Source organism: Pelagibacterium halotolerans (assembly GCF_044811015.1).
Classification (GTDB): Bacteria; Pseudomonadota; Alphaproteobacteria; order Rhizobiales; family Devosiaceae; genus Pelagibacterium; species Pelagibacterium halotolerans_A.
On record NZ_CP085243.1, the window covers coordinates 753942 to 769341 of the forward strand.

At 61.0% G+C, this 15400-nt stretch carries 20 protein-coding genes and 4 pseudogenes; 6 read left to right on the forward strand and 18 right to left on the reverse strand.

Annotated features, from left to right (window positions below; genetic code table 11):
- Positions 1 to 99 precede the first annotated feature (99 nt).
- Both LG281_RS03720 and LG281_RS03725 read left to right on the forward strand, forming a co-directional pair.
- Positions 100 to 384: a helix-turn-helix transcriptional regulator gene (locus tag LG281_RS03720; protein ID WP_404406613.1), complete on the forward strand. Its 285-nt coding sequence runs from the start codon at positions 100 to 102 to the stop codon at positions 382 to 384.
- Entirely contained in the window at positions 374 to 1690 is a 1317-nt protein-coding gene (locus LG281_RS03725; RefSeq protein ID WP_404406615.1) for a type II toxin-antitoxin system HipA family toxin, read from the forward strand. Before LG281_RS03720 ends, LG281_RS03725 begins: the two co-directional genes overlap by 11 nt.
- A gap of 220 nt (positions 1691 to 1910) precedes the next feature.
- Here the strand turns inward: LG281_RS03725 and LG281_RS03730 are convergent, their stop codons facing one another.
- From LG281_RS03730 to LG281_RS03750, 5 genes are all read right to left on the reverse strand, one after another.
- The gene (locus LG281_RS03730) at positions 1911 to 2285 is read right to left on the reverse strand and encodes a hypothetical protein (protein ID WP_404404485.1); all 375 of its coding nucleotides are present in this window, start codon (positions 2283 to 2285) and stop codon (positions 1911 to 1913) included.
- Between the two features lie 3 nt (positions 2286 to 2288).
- Positions 2289 to 2537: a hypothetical protein gene (locus LG281_RS03735; protein ID WP_404404487.1), complete on the reverse strand. Its 249-nt coding sequence runs from the start codon at positions 2535 to 2537 to the stop codon at positions 2289 to 2291.
- A complete protein-coding gene (locus LG281_RS03740) occupies positions 2534 to 3181 on the reverse strand; it encodes a hypothetical protein (RefSeq protein WP_404404489.1) in 648 nt (215 codons plus the stop codon). The genes LG281_RS03735 and LG281_RS03740 overlap by 4 nt, the downstream gene beginning before the upstream one ends.
- On the reverse strand, positions 3178 to 3360 hold the full coding sequence (locus LG281_RS03745) for a hypothetical protein (RefSeq protein WP_404404491.1): 183 nt from the start codon (positions 3358 to 3360) through the stop codon (positions 3178 to 3180). Before LG281_RS03745 ends, LG281_RS03740 begins: the two co-directional genes overlap by 4 nt.
- A 118-nt stretch (positions 3361 to 3478) precedes the next feature.
- Positions 3479 to 5098, reverse strand: a complete 1620-nt coding sequence (locus tag LG281_RS03750) for an AAA family ATPase (protein WP_404404493.1) — start codon at positions 5096 to 5098, stop codon at positions 3479 to 3481.
- A gap of 737 nt (positions 5099 to 5835) precedes the next feature.
- On the opposite strand from LG281_RS03750, the gene LG281_RS03755 reads away from it, so the two are divergent.
- On the forward strand, positions 5836 to 6786 hold the full coding sequence (locus LG281_RS03755) for a hypothetical protein (RefSeq protein ID WP_404404495.1): 951 nt from the start codon (positions 5836 to 5838) through the stop codon (positions 6784 to 6786).
- A 24-nt stretch (positions 6787 to 6810) separates the two neighbouring features.
- Positions 6811 to 7041 (forward strand): DNA-binding protein, encoded by a 231-nt coding sequence (locus LG281_RS03760; RefSeq protein WP_404404497.1) that lies wholly within the window; start codon positions 6811 to 6813, stop codon positions 7039 to 7041.
- A gap of 227 nt (positions 7042 to 7268) precedes the next feature.
- On the opposite strand, the gene LG281_RS03765 is transcribed toward LG281_RS03760, so the two are convergent.
- From LG281_RS03765 to LG281_RS03810, 10 genes and pseudogenes are all read right to left on the reverse strand, one after another.
- Positions 7269 to 7511 carry a Fic family protein gene (locus LG281_RS03765; protein ID WP_404404499.1) on the reverse strand — a complete coding sequence of 81 codons (243 nt, stop codon included), beginning with the start codon at positions 7509 to 7511 and terminating at the stop codon, positions 7269 to 7271.
- Positions 7512 to 7517: 6 nt separating this feature from the next.
- Positions 7518 to 7865 (reverse strand): mobile mystery protein B, encoded by a 348-nt coding sequence (locus LG281_RS03770; protein WP_404404501.1) that lies wholly within the window; start codon positions 7863 to 7865, stop codon positions 7518 to 7520.
- Positions 7862 to 8329 carry a mobile mystery protein A gene (locus tag LG281_RS03775; protein WP_404404503.1) on the reverse strand — a complete coding sequence of 156 codons (468 nt, stop codon included), beginning with the start codon at positions 8327 to 8329 and terminating at the stop codon, positions 7862 to 7864. The genes LG281_RS03770 and LG281_RS03775 overlap by 4 nt, the downstream gene beginning before the upstream one ends.
- Positions 8330 to 8619: 290 nt before the next feature.
- A pseudogene (locus LG281_RS03780) lies at positions 8620 to 8856 on the reverse strand (IS3 family transposase); the annotation flags it as partial.
- A 525-nt stretch (positions 8857 to 9381) separates the two neighbouring features.
- Positions 9382 to 9603, reverse strand: a pseudogene (locus LG281_RS03785) (IS110 family transposase); the annotation flags it as partial.
- Positions 9516 to 9779: a recombinase family protein gene (locus tag LG281_RS03790; protein WP_404404505.1), complete on the reverse strand. Its 264-nt coding sequence runs from the start codon at positions 9777 to 9779 to the stop codon at positions 9516 to 9518. The gene LG281_RS03790 and the pseudogene LG281_RS03785, both read right to left, overlap by 88 nt.
- On the reverse strand, positions 9776 to 10291 hold the full coding sequence (locus LG281_RS03795) for a GNAT family N-acetyltransferase (RefSeq protein ID WP_404404507.1): 516 nt from the start codon (positions 10289 to 10291) through the stop codon (positions 9776 to 9778). The genes LG281_RS03790 and LG281_RS03795 overlap by 4 nt, the downstream gene beginning before the upstream one ends.
- Complete coding sequence (locus LG281_RS03800; RefSeq protein ID WP_404404509.1) at positions 10288 to 10578, reverse strand: DUF1778 domain-containing protein; 291 nt, start codon at positions 10576 to 10578, stop codon at positions 10288 to 10290. The genes LG281_RS03795 and LG281_RS03800 overlap by 4 nt, the downstream gene beginning before the upstream one ends.
- Positions 10579 to 10624: 46 nt before the next feature.
- Positions 10625 to 10828 carry a hypothetical protein gene (locus tag LG281_RS03805; protein ID WP_404404511.1) on the reverse strand — a complete coding sequence of 68 codons (204 nt, stop codon included), beginning with the start codon at positions 10826 to 10828 and terminating at the stop codon, positions 10625 to 10627.
- Between the two features lie 271 nt (positions 10829 to 11099).
- Positions 11100 to 12062, reverse strand: coding sequence for an aldo/keto reductase (locus LG281_RS03810; protein WP_404404513.1), 963 nt, complete (start codon positions 12060 to 12062; stop codon positions 11100 to 11102).
- A gap of 145 nt (positions 12063 to 12207) precedes the next feature.
- Here LG281_RS03810 and LG281_RS03815 point away from each other — a divergent pair, with 145 nt between their 5' ends.
- Together LG281_RS03815 and LG281_RS03820 are read left to right on the forward strand one after the other, a co-directional pair.
- Positions 12208 to 12339 carry a hypothetical protein gene (locus LG281_RS03815; protein WP_404404515.1) on the forward strand — a complete coding sequence of 44 codons (132 nt, stop codon included), beginning with the start codon at positions 12208 to 12210 and terminating at the stop codon, positions 12337 to 12339.
- The gene (locus LG281_RS03820) at positions 12317 to 13021 is read left to right on the forward strand and encodes a transporter substrate-binding domain-containing protein (RefSeq protein WP_404404517.1); all 705 of its coding nucleotides are present in this window, start codon (positions 12317 to 12319) and stop codon (positions 13019 to 13021) included. Before LG281_RS03815 ends, LG281_RS03820 begins: the two co-directional genes overlap by 23 nt.
- Before the next feature lie 60 nt (positions 13022 to 13081).
- On the opposite strand, the pseudogene LG281_RS03825 reads toward LG281_RS03820, so the two are convergent.
- From LG281_RS03825 to LG281_RS03835, 3 genes and pseudogenes are all read right to left on the reverse strand, one after another.
- A pseudogene (locus tag LG281_RS03825) lies at positions 13082 to 13411 on the reverse strand (TetR/AcrR family transcriptional regulator); the annotation flags it as partial.
- 426 nt (positions 13412 to 13837) lie between these two features.
- Positions 13838 to 14137, reverse strand: a pseudogene (locus tag LG281_RS03830) (transposase); the annotation flags it as partial.
- Positions 14035 to 15366 carry a site-specific integrase gene (locus LG281_RS03835; protein ID WP_404404519.1) on the reverse strand — a complete coding sequence of 444 codons (1332 nt, stop codon included), beginning with the start codon at positions 15364 to 15366 and terminating at the stop codon, positions 14035 to 14037. The gene LG281_RS03835 and the pseudogene LG281_RS03830, both read right to left, overlap by 103 nt.
- Between the last annotated feature and the right edge of the window lie 34 nt (positions 15367 to 15400).

A 15400-nucleotide genomic window follows, 5' to 3' on the forward strand; every position in this document is an offset into this window, starting at 1 on the left:
AATGGACATGAGAGGCCTCGTGTTCATTTAAACGGACACAAGAATCGAACCATGAAGCGCAAAAGAAGCTACTCACGTGTGACACGTCACGCCTTGTCGATCCTCGGCAAGCTGATCCGCGTTGGGCGGACGGAACGGGGCATGACAGCGCAGGAGTTGGCCGACCGTGCCGGAATTAGCCGCACCACGCTCTACAATATCGAAAAAGGCGCGCCCGGTCCGGAGATCGGAATTGTTTTCGAGGTCGCTACCCTTGTCGGTGTCCATCTGTTTGAACCCGACAGCCGATTGCTTGCGATGCACGATGCGCGACTACAGGAAAAGCTGACATTGATCCCGCAAAGCGTCCGTCCTGCGAAACAGGAGGTCGATGATGACTTCTGATTTCAAAGAACCGAACGAAGCCTTTGTATGGATCTGGTTGCCCGATGAAACGGAACCCGTCGTTGCCGGTCGCCTCACAAAGGATCGCGATCGGTTGTTCTTCACCTATGGCGCAAGTTATCGCAACCGCAAAAATGCCGTTCCGATCTACGAGCCTGAACTTCCGCTCCGCATAGGACTGATCGAACCGCTAAATGGCCTTTCGATGGCAAGTTGTATCCGGGACGGCTCGCCTGACGCCTGGGGACGACGTGTCATCATAAACAGGCTCACAGGTAAGAAACCCGACGCCGGGGATGTCCCGCATTTCAGTGAACTCACTTTCCTGCTGCAATCCGGCTCCGACCGTATCGGCGCGCTTGATTTTCAGACATCTGCAACGGAATACGTGCCGCGCTTGGCAGTGGACGCTTCACTGGACGAACTGCTAGCCGCTGCGGAGCGTATCGAAAAAGGCCTGCCTCTCACGCCCGCTTTGGATCAGGCCTTGAACCACGGCACCTCCATCGGCGGTGCTCGCCCCAAAGCCATGATTGACGATGGCGAGAAGAAACTTATCGCCAAGTTCTCAGCGAGCAACGATCTCTACAGCGTCGTGAAAGCCGAATTTATCGCGATGCGACTGGCTGCCGATTGCGGCCTGAATGTCGCGCCGGTGTCCCTGACACGCGCCGCGAACAAAGACGTCCTGCTTATTGAGCGTTTCGACCGGATCAAATCTGGCAACGGCTGGACACGTCGCGCGATGGTATCGGCACTGACAATGCTTGGTCTCGATGAAATGATGGCTCGCTACGCCTCCTATGAGGAACTGGCCGAAATCATACGCCACCGCTTTGCCAATCCCAAAGATACGCTGAAAGAATTATATGGCAGGATTTGCTTCAACATCCTGTGCGGTAACACGGACGATCATGCACGAAACCATGCCGCATTCTGGGATGGCAAAACGTTGAGCCTGACACCTGCTTATGACATTTGCCCGCAGGGCCGTACCGGAAACGAGGCAACACAAGCCATGCTGGTCAAAGGGGATGCTCGCTTTAGCACGCTGGCAACCTGCCTTGCTGCCGCACCTGACTATCACTTAAGCGAAGGCGAAGCAGCTTCAATCATCGAAGAACAAATAGTGGCCCTCGCGAAGCGCTGGTCTGATACCTGTGCCGAGGCCGATTTGAGCCCAGCCGACCGAACGCTATTTGCCGGACGGCAATTCCTGAACGCTTATTGCCTTGACGGTCTTGGCAACCGTTACGCGGGCCTTAAAGACACTTTCACGCAGGCACGCGCCGACATCATGGCATAGCCTCACCCAGAACCCACAACCAAACCATTCAATCAACCTCGCCGCCAATTACGCGATCTTCGCGGGATTTCGTACACCCAATGCCTGGTTCAGTGCCAGCCTTGTGCCGTTGATGATCGTTGCTATCGGTGCAGTCGCCGCGGTGCATTTTGCCGAAAAAACCGACCTCATCCCCAACGGCTAGGTCACCGGCTCGTCGTACACGCCCGATCCCTGCCCCTTATGGTGATATGGCCCCCGGACGGTGGCGGCTGGCGGGGCCGCCGGGCATTTCCATCGCCCGGAGGAAGAGGGCCAACTCCTCGGGCCCGCTGATCAGGTAGTCGCTGCCCGGGTAAGTCAGCATGTAGCGAGCCTTCATCCTCGCCTCATCGAAAGACCGGACAGGATGGGCAATGAGCGACAACCGATATTCCGATTCGAGACGCTGCCAGCGGCCGAGATCAGCGGCGGCGCCAGGGAGAAAGCGCCGGTCGAGAGGATCGGCACGGGGCACCAGGTGGTCATAGCCGCGCCACGCGGTACGGTGGCGGGCGATGCGCGCCAGAAGTCCCGGGCCGGTGCGGGATGATGCGGACGGGTTGGCAGGGGCCATGCTTCACCTCCGCTCCCGGCCACCCAGACTCCGCGCGAGAAGAACCCGCCCGTCAGCGACATAAACCTCCTCTTCGAGACCGTATTCCTCGCGGACCATCTTGGTGATCAGCTTGCGATAGACAACCACCCTCCTCCGCTCCGGCACCGGGATCGCGATGAGTAAGGCCTTCGGATCAGCGACTGCTGCATCGAATGCGCGAAGCGTATCGGCAACGACCGCACCGCCGGCGATGACACGGACATCGCTCATCGCCGCCGCTCCGCATGATCATCGCACAGCGTGCGAACCCAGCCGCCGGCGCGCAGCTCGCCAGGGGCTCCGCACTCTTCGCAGATGCACATCGAGAGGTGATCGGCGATTTGCTGGAGACCGCTGCTCATACCGCTCTCGTAGAGCCTCAAACTGCCGAATTTCTCCTTGATCTGCACGAACCTCGGCACCTCGCCGCGCTCTCCTCGCATTTCGACATACGCCCGAATGAGGTCCGCCCAGCCAGACCCCACGGACATCTCGCACTCGAACATCCCCGGATGCTGCGCTCGGAGATCGTCCTTCCAGTCCGCGTCCACGGGCATTACCCGATGGCCGTCGAAACGGCGCGACCGGTGGGCAAGCGTGCGCGCGGCGAGTTCGACCGTGGGGCGGCGGGCCGGCATCCAGTATCGCGGGTGATCCGGATGCACCCCGTGTCCCTCGGGAACGCCCGTCAGCCGCGGCCGGATCGCCCCGGTCTCGACGTCGAGTGCAAAGTCCGTGGCCCGCCAGCCGTGCATGGCCGGATCGTCGGCAAATGCCCGATCGATGATCGCATGGAACTCGGCCAGTAGCGGCCTCATGCGGTTTAGTAACCAGTCGAGATCGCGCAGTGCGCTGTTGTCGTTGTCATCACTCATTTGAAACCCCGTTGTGCATCCACCCAATCACCGAGCACCTCCCACCAGTCGTCGGCGACACCTGGTTTGTGAACTTCGTGGATGGTGATCCCGCCGCACATCCGCACGACGATGTCCACCAGGACGCGGCGGTCGAGCGGCCTCCGCGATGTCTTCCTATGGCGGATCGTGACCGGCATATCCCGGTTGCAGCGCTCCCGACTTCCGCGGGAGCGTAGGCCTGCGTCGACACATTGCCCGCCCGTCGCGTTTCGAGATCGGCCGGTGCGGCCGCGCGTGTTTCCTAGGCGATCGTCATCAACACCGCCCCATCAGCCTGTCGCGTCCGTCGACCAGGATAGTGACGATGCGTGTGAGCTGCCGGATCGATCCGCCCGGCCATACCTGCCGCACAAGATCGAGTTCGTCCTCGGCGAGGCCGGGATACCAGCGGCGATCGACCCCGCGTTCGACGGCGATCCGGTCGATGATCTGGCGGGTGAGCGGACCGAGGTGCTGCCAGCCCGGCTCCGGCATCTGCAGGATGCGGAAGCGGTCCCTCACCGGGCCGGGGATTCCCTGGGTCGAATTCGCCGTCGCGAAGTGCGACACCATGCTCAGGTCGACCTCTACTTCGAGCGCGAGGTCTCGGTATTTTCTGGCCTGCTCGATCTCCAGCATCGGCAACAGGGCCTCGATGGCGTTGCCGTTGTGCCGGCCGTCGCCGGCCTTCTCGATCTCGTCCCAGATCATCGCCACCGAGGCGGTCCTCGATGTCTTTACCAGTTGCAGCGGAGCGCTCTCGCGGGCGGTGGCCCATTGCGCCGAGGTGCCCATCATCGACGCATCGGCCAACCCCGCCATGGGCACCAGCTGGCAGGGCAACCCGACCTGCCCGCAGATGGCGCGGACGAGGGAGGATTTCCCGGAGCCGGGTTCACCGGTGAGCAGCGTGGGCCGGAACCGCACTGCCTCGCTTGCCGCCAGGTCGCCGAGGACGATGTCGATCACGTCCGCCGCATGCGGCCAGCGCTCGACCAGTGCCCTGCGGTGACCGGCGACGTCGCCACGGCTCACCAGCGGCAGCGGCCTACCGGCCAGCCCCCTCCAGCTCTTGCGGATGTCTTTGGTGCCTCCGGAGCCGCCTTCGGGCAGCGCCGGCACGACGACCCGCCTCGGGACGCGCCCCGCACCGGTATCGTCCTCGTCGGCGTCTCTCCGAAGAGCCGTGAGGGTACCGTGTGTCGCGTCGGTCCCATCCAGCGCGCCAGTGTTCGCGTCCTGCCTTTCTGGCTTCTCATCCGCAATGAGTTTGAGCAGGGCGGCCGCATCGCCATCGATCAGCGCGGGCAACAGCGGCCGCACCAGATCGATGAGCGGCTGGAGTTGGACGGCCCCGTAGGAGACGGGATCGGACGCGTCGTCCGGCGCATAACCGCCGGCGCTGCGCCGCCATGTCAGGCCGATGGCGAACGCGATGCGGCACAGGCGTGGAATCCCGCTTCGCTCCCGGTCGGATCCGGGGTCCAACGCCGCCCGGACGGTCCGGGCGTGGCCGTCGGGCTCTCCCAGCGCGGCAAGCCAGATATCGCAGCGCAGGATGAAGTCGACTGCGAAGGGTTCGCCTTCGAGCGCCGCGCGCAATGCGGTGATCGCGTCGCGGGAGGCGTCCGCACGGGCGGCCTCGAGCGCCACCGCCAAACCCCCGTCCGGCTCGGCACCGCCGGTCCGTTGGAGTCGCCAGGCATCGATATAGGCCATGACGTCGGCCTGCAGATCGGTTTTGCACGGCGGCAGGCCCTCGAGCAGTTCCGCGGTCCTGGGCAGAGCGCCGTCAAGTATCTGTTCCATCCTAAGCGCCCGCATGCGGATCGCGGCCTTGTCGTCGTCGGAGAATGCGAATGCGGTATCGGTCCCCGTGCTGGTCTTGCCGGTCATTGCAGCACCTCCGTGCCCAGGCGAACCGTTGCGGAATTGGGACGGATACCGGGTCGGAGCCAGAGGCTAACGGTAGCTCTGCTTTTTGCGCCGGCGACATGGTTGGCCATTTCGCCCTCCGTGAGTGCCCATGCGCCAGGCTTAACAGCAGGCACTTCCGCTGTAACAGGCACTCCTGTCCGTTATGTCCTCGGCCGTGCGCATGGTTGGAAACATTGCCGATGCCTCGCCATCATTCCGAGTCTGGCCGGCACAACGGCGACTGCAGCCCGAAGAAAAGCTAGGTTCGGGCGCTCCCACCGAGGCGCCATTCGCCGTTCAGGACGGAGGCAGGCAATTCCGGAGGTTCCGGCCGTTACGCTCCATTTCAAATGCACCCCATACTTCCTGTTCAAAATTGAATTCGAATGCCGTACAGTATTACTGCTGCGCTCTACGCGCGATATACTGCTGCGTTGTACGCACGAAATGGCTTGTGCCGATGCCTTTTGGCAAGAGGACTGCAGAGTTGTTGGCGCATCTCTCCATTCTGATGGCGCTTGCCGAAGCTAAAACAGGAGATGTTACCATGCCCCCTCTGGTCCTCAGGCGATCCTCCAGTCGGCGCACGAGCGCCTCTCTCTAGCCAGCACATACCCCACAACCGCCCGGCGCCCGCCCAAGTGGCTTGGAGTGCTGGTTGTCGACAGTAACGCGCGCTTGACGCGCGTTACGGTTCTTTCCGGACGAGTGCTTGAATGATCACGGATTCTCTCGGCCTTACTGCGACCCATATGAAGAGCGGCGATGGTGTCTGGCTACACATACCTTACCGGATTCCGGTCCATGGCTTGACACTCATTGCGGCGGACCGATCAGTAGCTGCACTTGTGCTCCCGGTTTGCGCGATCGAGGATCCGCGCTTCGGGAGCTGGCTGGGCCAACGGGGAATATACCGCGTCGAGAACGAAACGGGATCGGTTGCCAGAATTGGCGAAGGCTGTGTCATCGATCGTGTCCGCAAGCACCGTTCGGCACCGATTATCATACCCGCGCGTGTCGTCGCCGGTTTCGGCGCGACCGTGCAATGGGCGCTTCCCGAGAGGCGCTATCTTGAGGGGCGGTTCGCGTCGGCGTGGGTGTCCGAAGGAAACGCTCTGGCCGCGACGACCTTCGAACAAAGGAGTGTCGGGCAGTCTCACGTGCGAGCTCGATTGGATGCGGACCTGCGAACACTCCTTCATCTCATCAGAACCGCCGAACGCGTATTGGATAATGACGCGGATCATTTTTCTGTTTGCTCCAGCGCCGAGGGTTGGCCGATGGCACCGATTGCCATCAAGGGACCAGCCGAAGAAGTGATCGGAACCGAGGTGCCCCTTCCCAGCGCCGGGACGGCGCTCACCACCCGCACGTTCGCAGCGGGTACACGTCTGCGCTACGAGGACGGCAGGATTTCGGCATTGGCGACAGTTCGCCCGGACAGGATCGTCCTGCACCCTGGCTCTTCGATATATATGCAAACCAGCAAAAGCGTAGGCGCGCGCTTCGTAGCTATGCATAGCGAGTTTCTTGTGTCGTCCAAGGCTATAGGCAACGGAAGCGTTGGTTTCACCAGACTTGCCGTCAGCGCATGGTCGGCAGCATCCCTTCTCAAGTTCGTAACCGGCGGCAGAGCTCACGCCGCCTTTCGTTGGAGGTTGGCTTAGCCACCGGTAAATGGAGATGCCGGCATGGAAGATTCCCATTATGAATTGAGCGACGATTTGATATATGGCGCGGAAGCCATCGCGGCTTTCCTGGGGATGTCGCGGCGACAAGTTTATCACGCCGCCGAGCAGGATCATCTGCCCGTTTTTCGTATCGGGTCGACGATCTGCTGCAGAAAATCGACCCTAATGACTTTCATTACCGAGCGAGAAAAACGAAGCGCTTCATACCGGCGCGGACTGGACCGGGAATAGTGGCGTGGACGGCTTTGTTGCGGCCGACAATCCTTGGAGGGTGCCATTGAATTCCAGACCTGTACCTGCAATCCTTGACGCCGTAGCCAACTATCCTTCACAACGTATGGTTAGCCCTAAGCGCTATCCTGTCGCGGACGGGTCAGGCCGTTCCGCGGCGCCAACCGTGGGAACGGCCGCCTTTACCTTCGGGCCTGACCGTCAGCGGCCGGCAATCGTGCGAGCCGTTACTGTTCTTCGGCTCCGACAAAGGCCAGTAGCGGGCCAATGTCGCCGCCATCCGCAGCACGCAGGGCGGCAATGTAGGCATCGCGCCGCTCATTGTCGGCCTGTAGATCAAAGCCGCTTGCCCAGGCTATCGGTGGATGCCCGTAAACGTCTTCAAGCAGGATATCGGCAGCAATACGGGCATGGCGGCCATTGCCATTCGGAAATGGATGAATTTGCACCATGCGATGATGAAAGCGCACGGCAGCTTAGAGCGGCGGGAAAACCCCGTGTTCCGCCCAATAGGATGCATCGCCCAGCAGCGAGCGAAGCTGTACGGGAATCTGAAACGGATCGATGCCGATATTTTTCTCGGTCAGGCGATATTCTCCTGCCCATGACCAGACATCGCCAAAAAGCCTTTTGTGCAACGTCCTGATAAAGCCACCATCAAAGACTGATCCGCCGCGCCGCCGTGCAATCCAGGCGAGGCCTTGCTCGACGTTGGCTTGCTCCAGTTCGTCGAGTTCGCCGCGCGTTGTCACATGCGGGAATTTCAAGCCCTGCATTTCATCAGGATCAAGGGGCCTTGCACCGTCCGGTTCTTCGAACCTCATTTCACCTCCCAGAAGCCGGGCGGCATATCCCGGATAAATTCGTCGGCAAGATCCTCAATGCGCTGCGCTGTCTGCTCAGTCGTTAGCGATTGTTTTTCCAGAGCCATATGAGCGCTGGCGCGCATTATCCGCGCCTCAGCCTTGCGGCGCGCCTGGGTGCGAATAATGTCTTCGACTTGGCCGCTCTCGGCGACGATGGCATAGACGAAACGCCCGCCCATCGCTTCGGCGAGTTTGTGCATCTGATTGATCGTGATCGCACCGTCGCGTTCATTGCGCTCGGCCTGATAGACGGCATTGCGGCTTACACCCGCACGCGCGGCAACCTCCGCCCCGGACATACCAAGCGCCTTGCGCAGCACGGAGAGCCATCCTTCAGAAGGCTTCCTAAGGGATTCAAGCTGCCGCGCAGTGCGATCTACGATCTGCACATATTGCTTTCTGGCTGTACTTTTGACGCTCATTGCACATTATCCAATAGGCAAAAGAGGTTATCTAGCATATTAAATAATAGGCAAAATGCGTGAAATTGTCAATCTATAAATATGCAATATAACTTCATATGCCTATCCAATCATGGGCAAACGCATTAATTGAGGAATCAGAAGCGACTGGAGCTTGACAGCCGCCTATGTGGGGTAGCGGCTGTTTGCTCATCGGGTTGTGCCTGCAAGCCCTTGGTTCTGCTCCGCGCTGATGGCCTACGCCTGGTATCGATTGCTTCGTCCGGGGTCAGCAGCCCATGTGATCAGCGCGGGCGTCTTTCCTTATAAAAGCTGATCCCGCTGCGGACCTCCAAACCGGTTTCGAAGGTATTCAGATAGACGCATTCGCACTTCAATGATCGCCAGAACCGCTCGATCATGCGGTTGTCGATCCAGCAGCCGCGGCCATCCAGGGAGATCTTCACCTTGGCATCTTGCAGAACGTCGGTGAAGCCGGTGCCGGTGAACTGGGATCCCTGATCGGAATTGAAGATCTCGGACGGGCCGCTCGGATAGCGCAGCCGGTCACAGTTGTAGCGGGTGCGATTCTCGACAGTCCACATCGGCACCTTCCTTCTCAAATCGGCGCCAGACAAGGCAACATTACCCGATCCCGACCGCACAACCCAAAGCCGCTAACCTATTCTACCGGTTCACAACGTTCCTGGACGGACACTTACGCCACTCAAGATCATCGGCTGACATTAGGCTCCGCGGCTCAAATGTTGCTATCCTAATTTGCATATAAGAGCCTTCTCTGATTGGGGTCGTTGTGGTCAAGGTGCTCCTGCGGTTTTTTCCTGGACCGTTCCGCGGGTCACTCGCTTCTCTTCGCGGTCGGCGCTGGGCCGCCGCATAATGGAGTCAGGAGAGCGAGGCGTCTCAATCTGTTTCACGACCTTGCGAACCTTGGTTCGGCAGGTTCGGGACTCTCAACGAGATCGCCTCGCCCATCGGCCCCACGGAACGGTCCGGGCGTCGCCCTTTTGGGCTAAAGCTTTGTTCTTCTTGCTCCTTTGATCTGCCTCGGCTCACACCGCCAGTACGGCAGGCTCCTTTCCAAAACTGAACTCGGTTGCGTCAGCCCACATGCGGTGCAGGATGACGGACAGTTTGCGGGCCACGGCCACGCGGGCCCGCGCCATGCCGCAGCGTCTGGCGATGTTCATGCCCCACGCCCTAAGGCTCGACCATTTCTTCGAGCGCACCAGCAGCGAATGCGCCGCCTCGTAGAGGGCAGTGCGGGCGAGTTCTTGGTGGCGGTCGCGCCGAGTTCGATGAAAGTCTCGACCAATTGCAGGCCGCGCGACTCACAATAGGCTTCGCCCTGCCGCTTCTGGTCGGGAATGGAGACAGCATGCTCGGCCTGACGGCTGGCGGAAACGCGCAGGTACAGGGCAGCGCGCAACGGTACGGTTGAATTGGTCATGAGGCTTCTCCCGACAAAAGGCGCTCCGTCGTCGCGACAGGCAGATAAAGCGTGTTGGGCCGGTCACTCAGCGCCGTAAAACCGAAAGCCGCGTAGAAGGCCGCCGCCTTCCCGTCGATGGCGTCGGCGAATATGGCATGAGCACCTATCGGCGCTTCGGCGACCGTTTTGATCGCGTCGAACAGCAATGCCTCGCCGAGTCCAAGCCCTGAATAGGATTGGTCCCGTCCAAGCCAGCCGATCAGCACCGCTGGGACGGTCGGAAAACGCGGCAGGCGTTTCGCCAACGGCTCGGGCACGGCCGTGAGCGGCACGTTGCTCGATGACAGCGTGTAAAAACCCGCGACTCGGTCGGTTCCAAGGTCACGAGCGACAAAGCAGGTCGCGTATCGGCGCTTGATGTCCTGCGTGACCGCCTCGCGGAAATAGCGGTCTATCCGCTCATTGCCGCACGAGAACGTCTTGCGCTGGTGAGCCTTGGTCAGCGCCTCTATCGCAAACCTTGCACTCACCGGGGGGTAATCAGGTCAGCATGACGTTTCGCTGCGCGCTTCAGGCGTGCATTGGGCGCGGGCGGATCAATCAGCGCCTTGGCAAAGCGCACCTGATCCTCAGTCGCGAGACGCAGCACGTCGGCTTCCTCGACGGCGCGACGGGCATCCTCGCCTGCCGTGGCAATGAGATAGCCTGTCAGCGTCATACCGCGCAGCCTGGCTGCGCGCTGCATCTGCTCATAGACATGGACGGGCACACGTGCCTCAAGGCGGGCGGTTTCCACTTCGCTTGCGGGTCTGGGCATGGCTAAACTCCTTTCCTCGATTATATACGGCACATTGCCGGGTTTATCAAGGATCAGATGAGCCGAAGAGTTCATCGAACAGGTCACCGAACCATTGCTCGAACACCTCGATTTCGGCCTCCGTGACCGGAACAGGATCGGACCAGTCGTCGGTGACCGTCCATGTACTGAGATCGTGTTTGGGCGGCCGCCCAGGGAACGGCCACGGATAACCCAGTGCCGATGATCCACCACGCGAGATTCCGCCCACGATTTGGAGAGATACCGGGACATCCTGTACTGTTTGGCAAACGACATCTCGAAGCCTTGTCGCTGCTCGCGGGAGACAACGGGGCACGAGCATTGCTTGCCGGAACGAGGGGGCCGACCGCTTGGCTGGATTGGCCGCACGACAGCGTTGTTCACGATATTGACGAACCAGGCGATATCCCACCGAAGGGGCGACAGCGGCGCTACAGGAAAAACGCTTGACGAACAGCCCCGGCGGAGGCCGCATATCCGACGGCGCATCCGGCCTGCAATCAGACCCACTCGGGAAGCATATATTCCTCATAGCGTGAGCCGAACGCACCGTTCGGCAGAATCTCGGCGATCCGGGCCAGATCGTCCGGAGTCAAGCTCAGCTCCGCGGCTTGCAAATTATCCTTCAGCCGTTCGCTGCGACGGGTTCCCGGGATGGGGACGATATCGTCGCCCTGCGCCAGCAGCCAGACGAGAGCAAGTTGCGACAAACTGGTCCCCTTGTCCTGCGCAAGCAGAGCCAATTGCCGGGCGGCTTCCACGTTCTTTTCATAATTGCCAGGCTGCCAGCGGGGGAAGGTTCGGCGCCAATCGCCCTCTTCATATTCGGCGGCCGGCTTTACCGCGCCGGTCAGAAACCCATGTGCCAGAGGCGAATAGGCAACGACCCCGATGCCGAGTTCGCGTGTTGTCGGCAACAGCGTTTCCAACGTCCGCTCGAAGATCGAATATTCCGTCTGGAGCGCCGTCACTGGCTGAACGGCATGCGCCCGGCGCATGGTCTGCGGGCCGGCTTCGCTCAAGCCGAAAAACTTGACCTTTCCTTCTAAGATGAGATCCTTGACCGCACCGGCCACATCTTCGATCGGCACGTCCGGGTCGATGCGGTGCTGGTAGAGGATATCGATGTGATCGACACCGAGAAAGCGCAGGCTATTATCGGTGACCTTGCGAATGTGCTCGGGCCTGCTGTTGCGCCCGAACTGAGGGGTGAAGCCAAATTTTGTGGCCAGAACGACATCGTCGCGGAAAGGCTTGACCGCTTCCCCGACAATCTTCTCGTTCTCGCCCCATCCGTACATTTCCGCGGTATCGAACAAGGTGACGCCGAGATCGAAGGCCTGCCTGATAATCTCAATGCCGTTTTGCGTACCCTCGGAGCCATAGCCGACGCTGATGCCCATCGCACCATAGCCGATCGCGGAGACGTCCGGTCCGCTTGCACCCAGTTTACGTTTTTGCATGTGAATTCCTTTCGCATAAAGCGTTTCCAGGAAAAGTGGAAGCCGGTTTTCCGTCCGGAAACGCGACCAAACAGAGATTTCAAGGCTCGATCACAGATAGGCGCCGATATGAAGAACCGCGTGGCGGATCACCGAGGCGCCGTTCATGTCGCTCAATCTTTTCCTCGATCCCGCCGTCGTCTCCTCGGCGCTCCTCGACAGCGGGAGCGTGCCGACGGTCGGCATACGGACCGGCTTCGGCGTGAGCGCCGCCGATGCGCAGCTTCTCGATGCCTGAAGACCTCAAAACCCTCGCGCGAAGCGGACGCCTTCGCGCTGCGATCAACACCGGAAACAGAGCGCTGGTGCACATTGAAGGCGGCCGGCTTGGCGGCATCAGCCCCGAACTGGCCCGAAGGCTGGCGACCGAAATCGGCGCGACGCTCGAAACTGTCGTCTATGACGGGGCCGGCAAGGTTTTCGACGACGTGGGCCGTGACATATGGGACGTCGCTTTCCTTGCGATCGATCCCACGCGCGCTCAAAAGATCACATTCACGCGCCCCTATGTCGTTATCGAGGCGACCTACGCTGTAAGGAGCGAGAGTTCGATTGTCACCGTCGAGGATGCCGACCGGGAAGGCCATACGGTTGTGCTCTCGCGCGGGTCGGCCTACGACATGCATTTGACAGCCACGTTGCAGCACGCCGCAGTCGAACGCGCCGCAACGCCGGCCGAGAGTTTCACCGATTTCAGAAAAGGGCGAGGCGACGCTGTGGCCGGCGTACGCGAAACGCTCGAAAGCGCGTTCGGCGGCGATCCGGACTTCCGCATTCTCCCCGATGCGTTCAAAAAAGTCGAGCAGGCGATGGCGCTTCCCGGCTTTGGCAACCCAAGGGTCGCGGCCCTTGACGCCTTTGTTGAGCGCGCGATCGGCGATGGCTTCGTTGAGCGCCATTTTTCCTCGTCGGAGCGCTAATGCCCTGCGCGCCGGTCACCGCGATCTGTGGCAGATCGCTCATCGTTGCCTCCCGGATTGCTATTGGGCATAGCCGTGCCGGGCAAAAAAGCGGTCGAGCTCGTTCTGGGCCGCGGGATGGCCGGTAAAGACCTCGACGTATTGGGGGATGCGCTTCATGCGGACGGATATGTCTTCCTGCGTCTGCATCGAAATATACCCGATCTGAACGAGATAGATCGTGCGGGCCCTGACATCTGCCGACGCCTCGCCCAATCCAAACCGCATAAGCATCCGGGCGAGCGCATCGAGGCGCTGCCGGTCTGCTGCCCGCACCTCTTTAAGGATGTCCGGCGATTGAAGCGCCCAGCTTCTGACCGCGAACTCAAACCGCGCGTCAAAGAGCGCACTATCCAGTCCTCGTTCAAATGCGAGTTGGCGTTGGTCTTGCGAACCTTGTGTGGCAAAGGCGACAGCCTCGCGCACGAAAGCCTCCGCCAAGGGCGCCGAACCGTCCACGGTATCGACAAGCTCATCGGCCCGAGACAGGACGAGGCGGCCAAGGCGGTCGAACTTCTTCTCCATGCCCAGAGAATTGTCGTCCGGGACCTCCGACTCCCGGCCGAGGCGGAGCACAATCTTGTTGATCTGCGTGTGCGTACGCACCTCCGCGGCGACGAGTTCGTTTGCAGCAATGATTGTGGGTCGGGTGAAAGGCTTCTCGCGCATCGTCAGTTCCAAATCCTCGGCAGGTCGTGCGCCTAGCTGTTGATGGATTCCTGCAGCTTCTCGATCGTGGAGAGAATGTCGTCGAAGGATGGCGGGCTGTCGTCGAACATCATCAACGCCGATGCCGACGAACCAGCGGAACAGAAGATCATACTCCAGCCGCTCCATCATAAGCCGCTCCGACCGGATCGGGTAGAATGCCTGCAAAAGCATCGCCCGAAGCAGCTTCTCGGGCGGGATCGACGGCCGGCCAAGCGGCGAACACAGCGCCGCAAAGTCCCGCTCGAGCGCGACCGGCGCTTCGTTCACGATCTCCCGGATGGCGCGCAGCGGATGATTGCGCCGCACCCGTGCCTCAAGGTCGACATAGCTGAACAACTCACCAGACCGTCCGTCCCCGCCACGCATGCTTCGTCCTCCGAACCCTTCGGAGACAGTGAACACCACACAAGCCCCACCGCGAGTGCCTTTTTCAACAGCCTGCTGGGCGCTCCCGCTATGCCCTCTTGCCCCGGTGCCGGGCAATCGTCCGATCCGGGCGTTTGGCGGACTTGCAGCGTGTCAAAGGCTGCGCCGGCACTCCGCTCTCTCGCGCGCACGGCCAAGGCCGTTGCATAGGTGTTAACCGTCGTCCGCAGGTCGGCGTGCCCGATCCACTTTCTGACCAGCCTTAGGGCGATTCCGGCATGAATCCAGACCGAAACGCAGGCGTGCCGATACGAGTGGAAGGTGAAGTGGACCAAGCCGTGATCGCGCTCGAAAGCGGTGTGCCATTTGCGGGCGAGATCGTAGTCGACCACCGCGCCGTCTTCACCGGACACCACCTGGCGATTGGGCTTTTGACAGCCACAGGCGAGCCAGTCGCGCAGCGTGCGCTCAAGCGCCGCGCTCATGGGAACATCGCGTATGCCCGCCGGCGACTTCGGCACCTTCCGTATGCGTTTCTTGTCGATCGTCGACCGCACGCGGAGGACATGCCTCGAGAAGTCGACGTCGGACCGCCGCAAAGCGAGCGCCTCGCCGATACGCAGGCCTGCCAAGATCAGGATACGCAGTAAGACCGAGAGGGCACCTTTCGCCATCGTCAGCCGGTCGGTGAGATCCTCCCAGTCGGGGTAAGTCGACTGGGTCCTGCACTGCGGTGCCCGCGTTCCGTAGCCGGCCTTGCGCGGCCGCACCGGCAATTGCGCAAGACGGTGGACAGGCGGTTCGATCCCCCTGCTTCGGCACGCATGGACGATGACGCGGATGACGAGCCGCATGCGCTCTTTCACCTGCCTGTCGCTTATGTGCGCGCGTTCGAGATCGGCATACAGTTCCGTCAGGTAGACCAATGTCATGGCCGCGATCGGGGTTTCCCTGATGTCGTCGCGAAGTGCCTTGGCTGTGGACCGCAATTTCTGGCCGGACCCGCTGAACGCCTCGGGGTCGGCAAGCATGGTCGCGCAAGCGCCCCCAAACGTGACACCACGCAATGCAGCGGCGATCGCCATATCGGCGGCGAGTTCGGTGCGGGCAACCTCCGCCGCCTCCCGGCTCGGATACAAGACTTGCGATCGAGGCGCAAAAGGGAGGTTGACGTCCAATACGGCGCGGCGTTTGCGCTTGGTGGGGCCGATCGGCCGGATCGTGATCATAAAATCTCTCCGTAGCGAGTGGAAAGCACTAGCA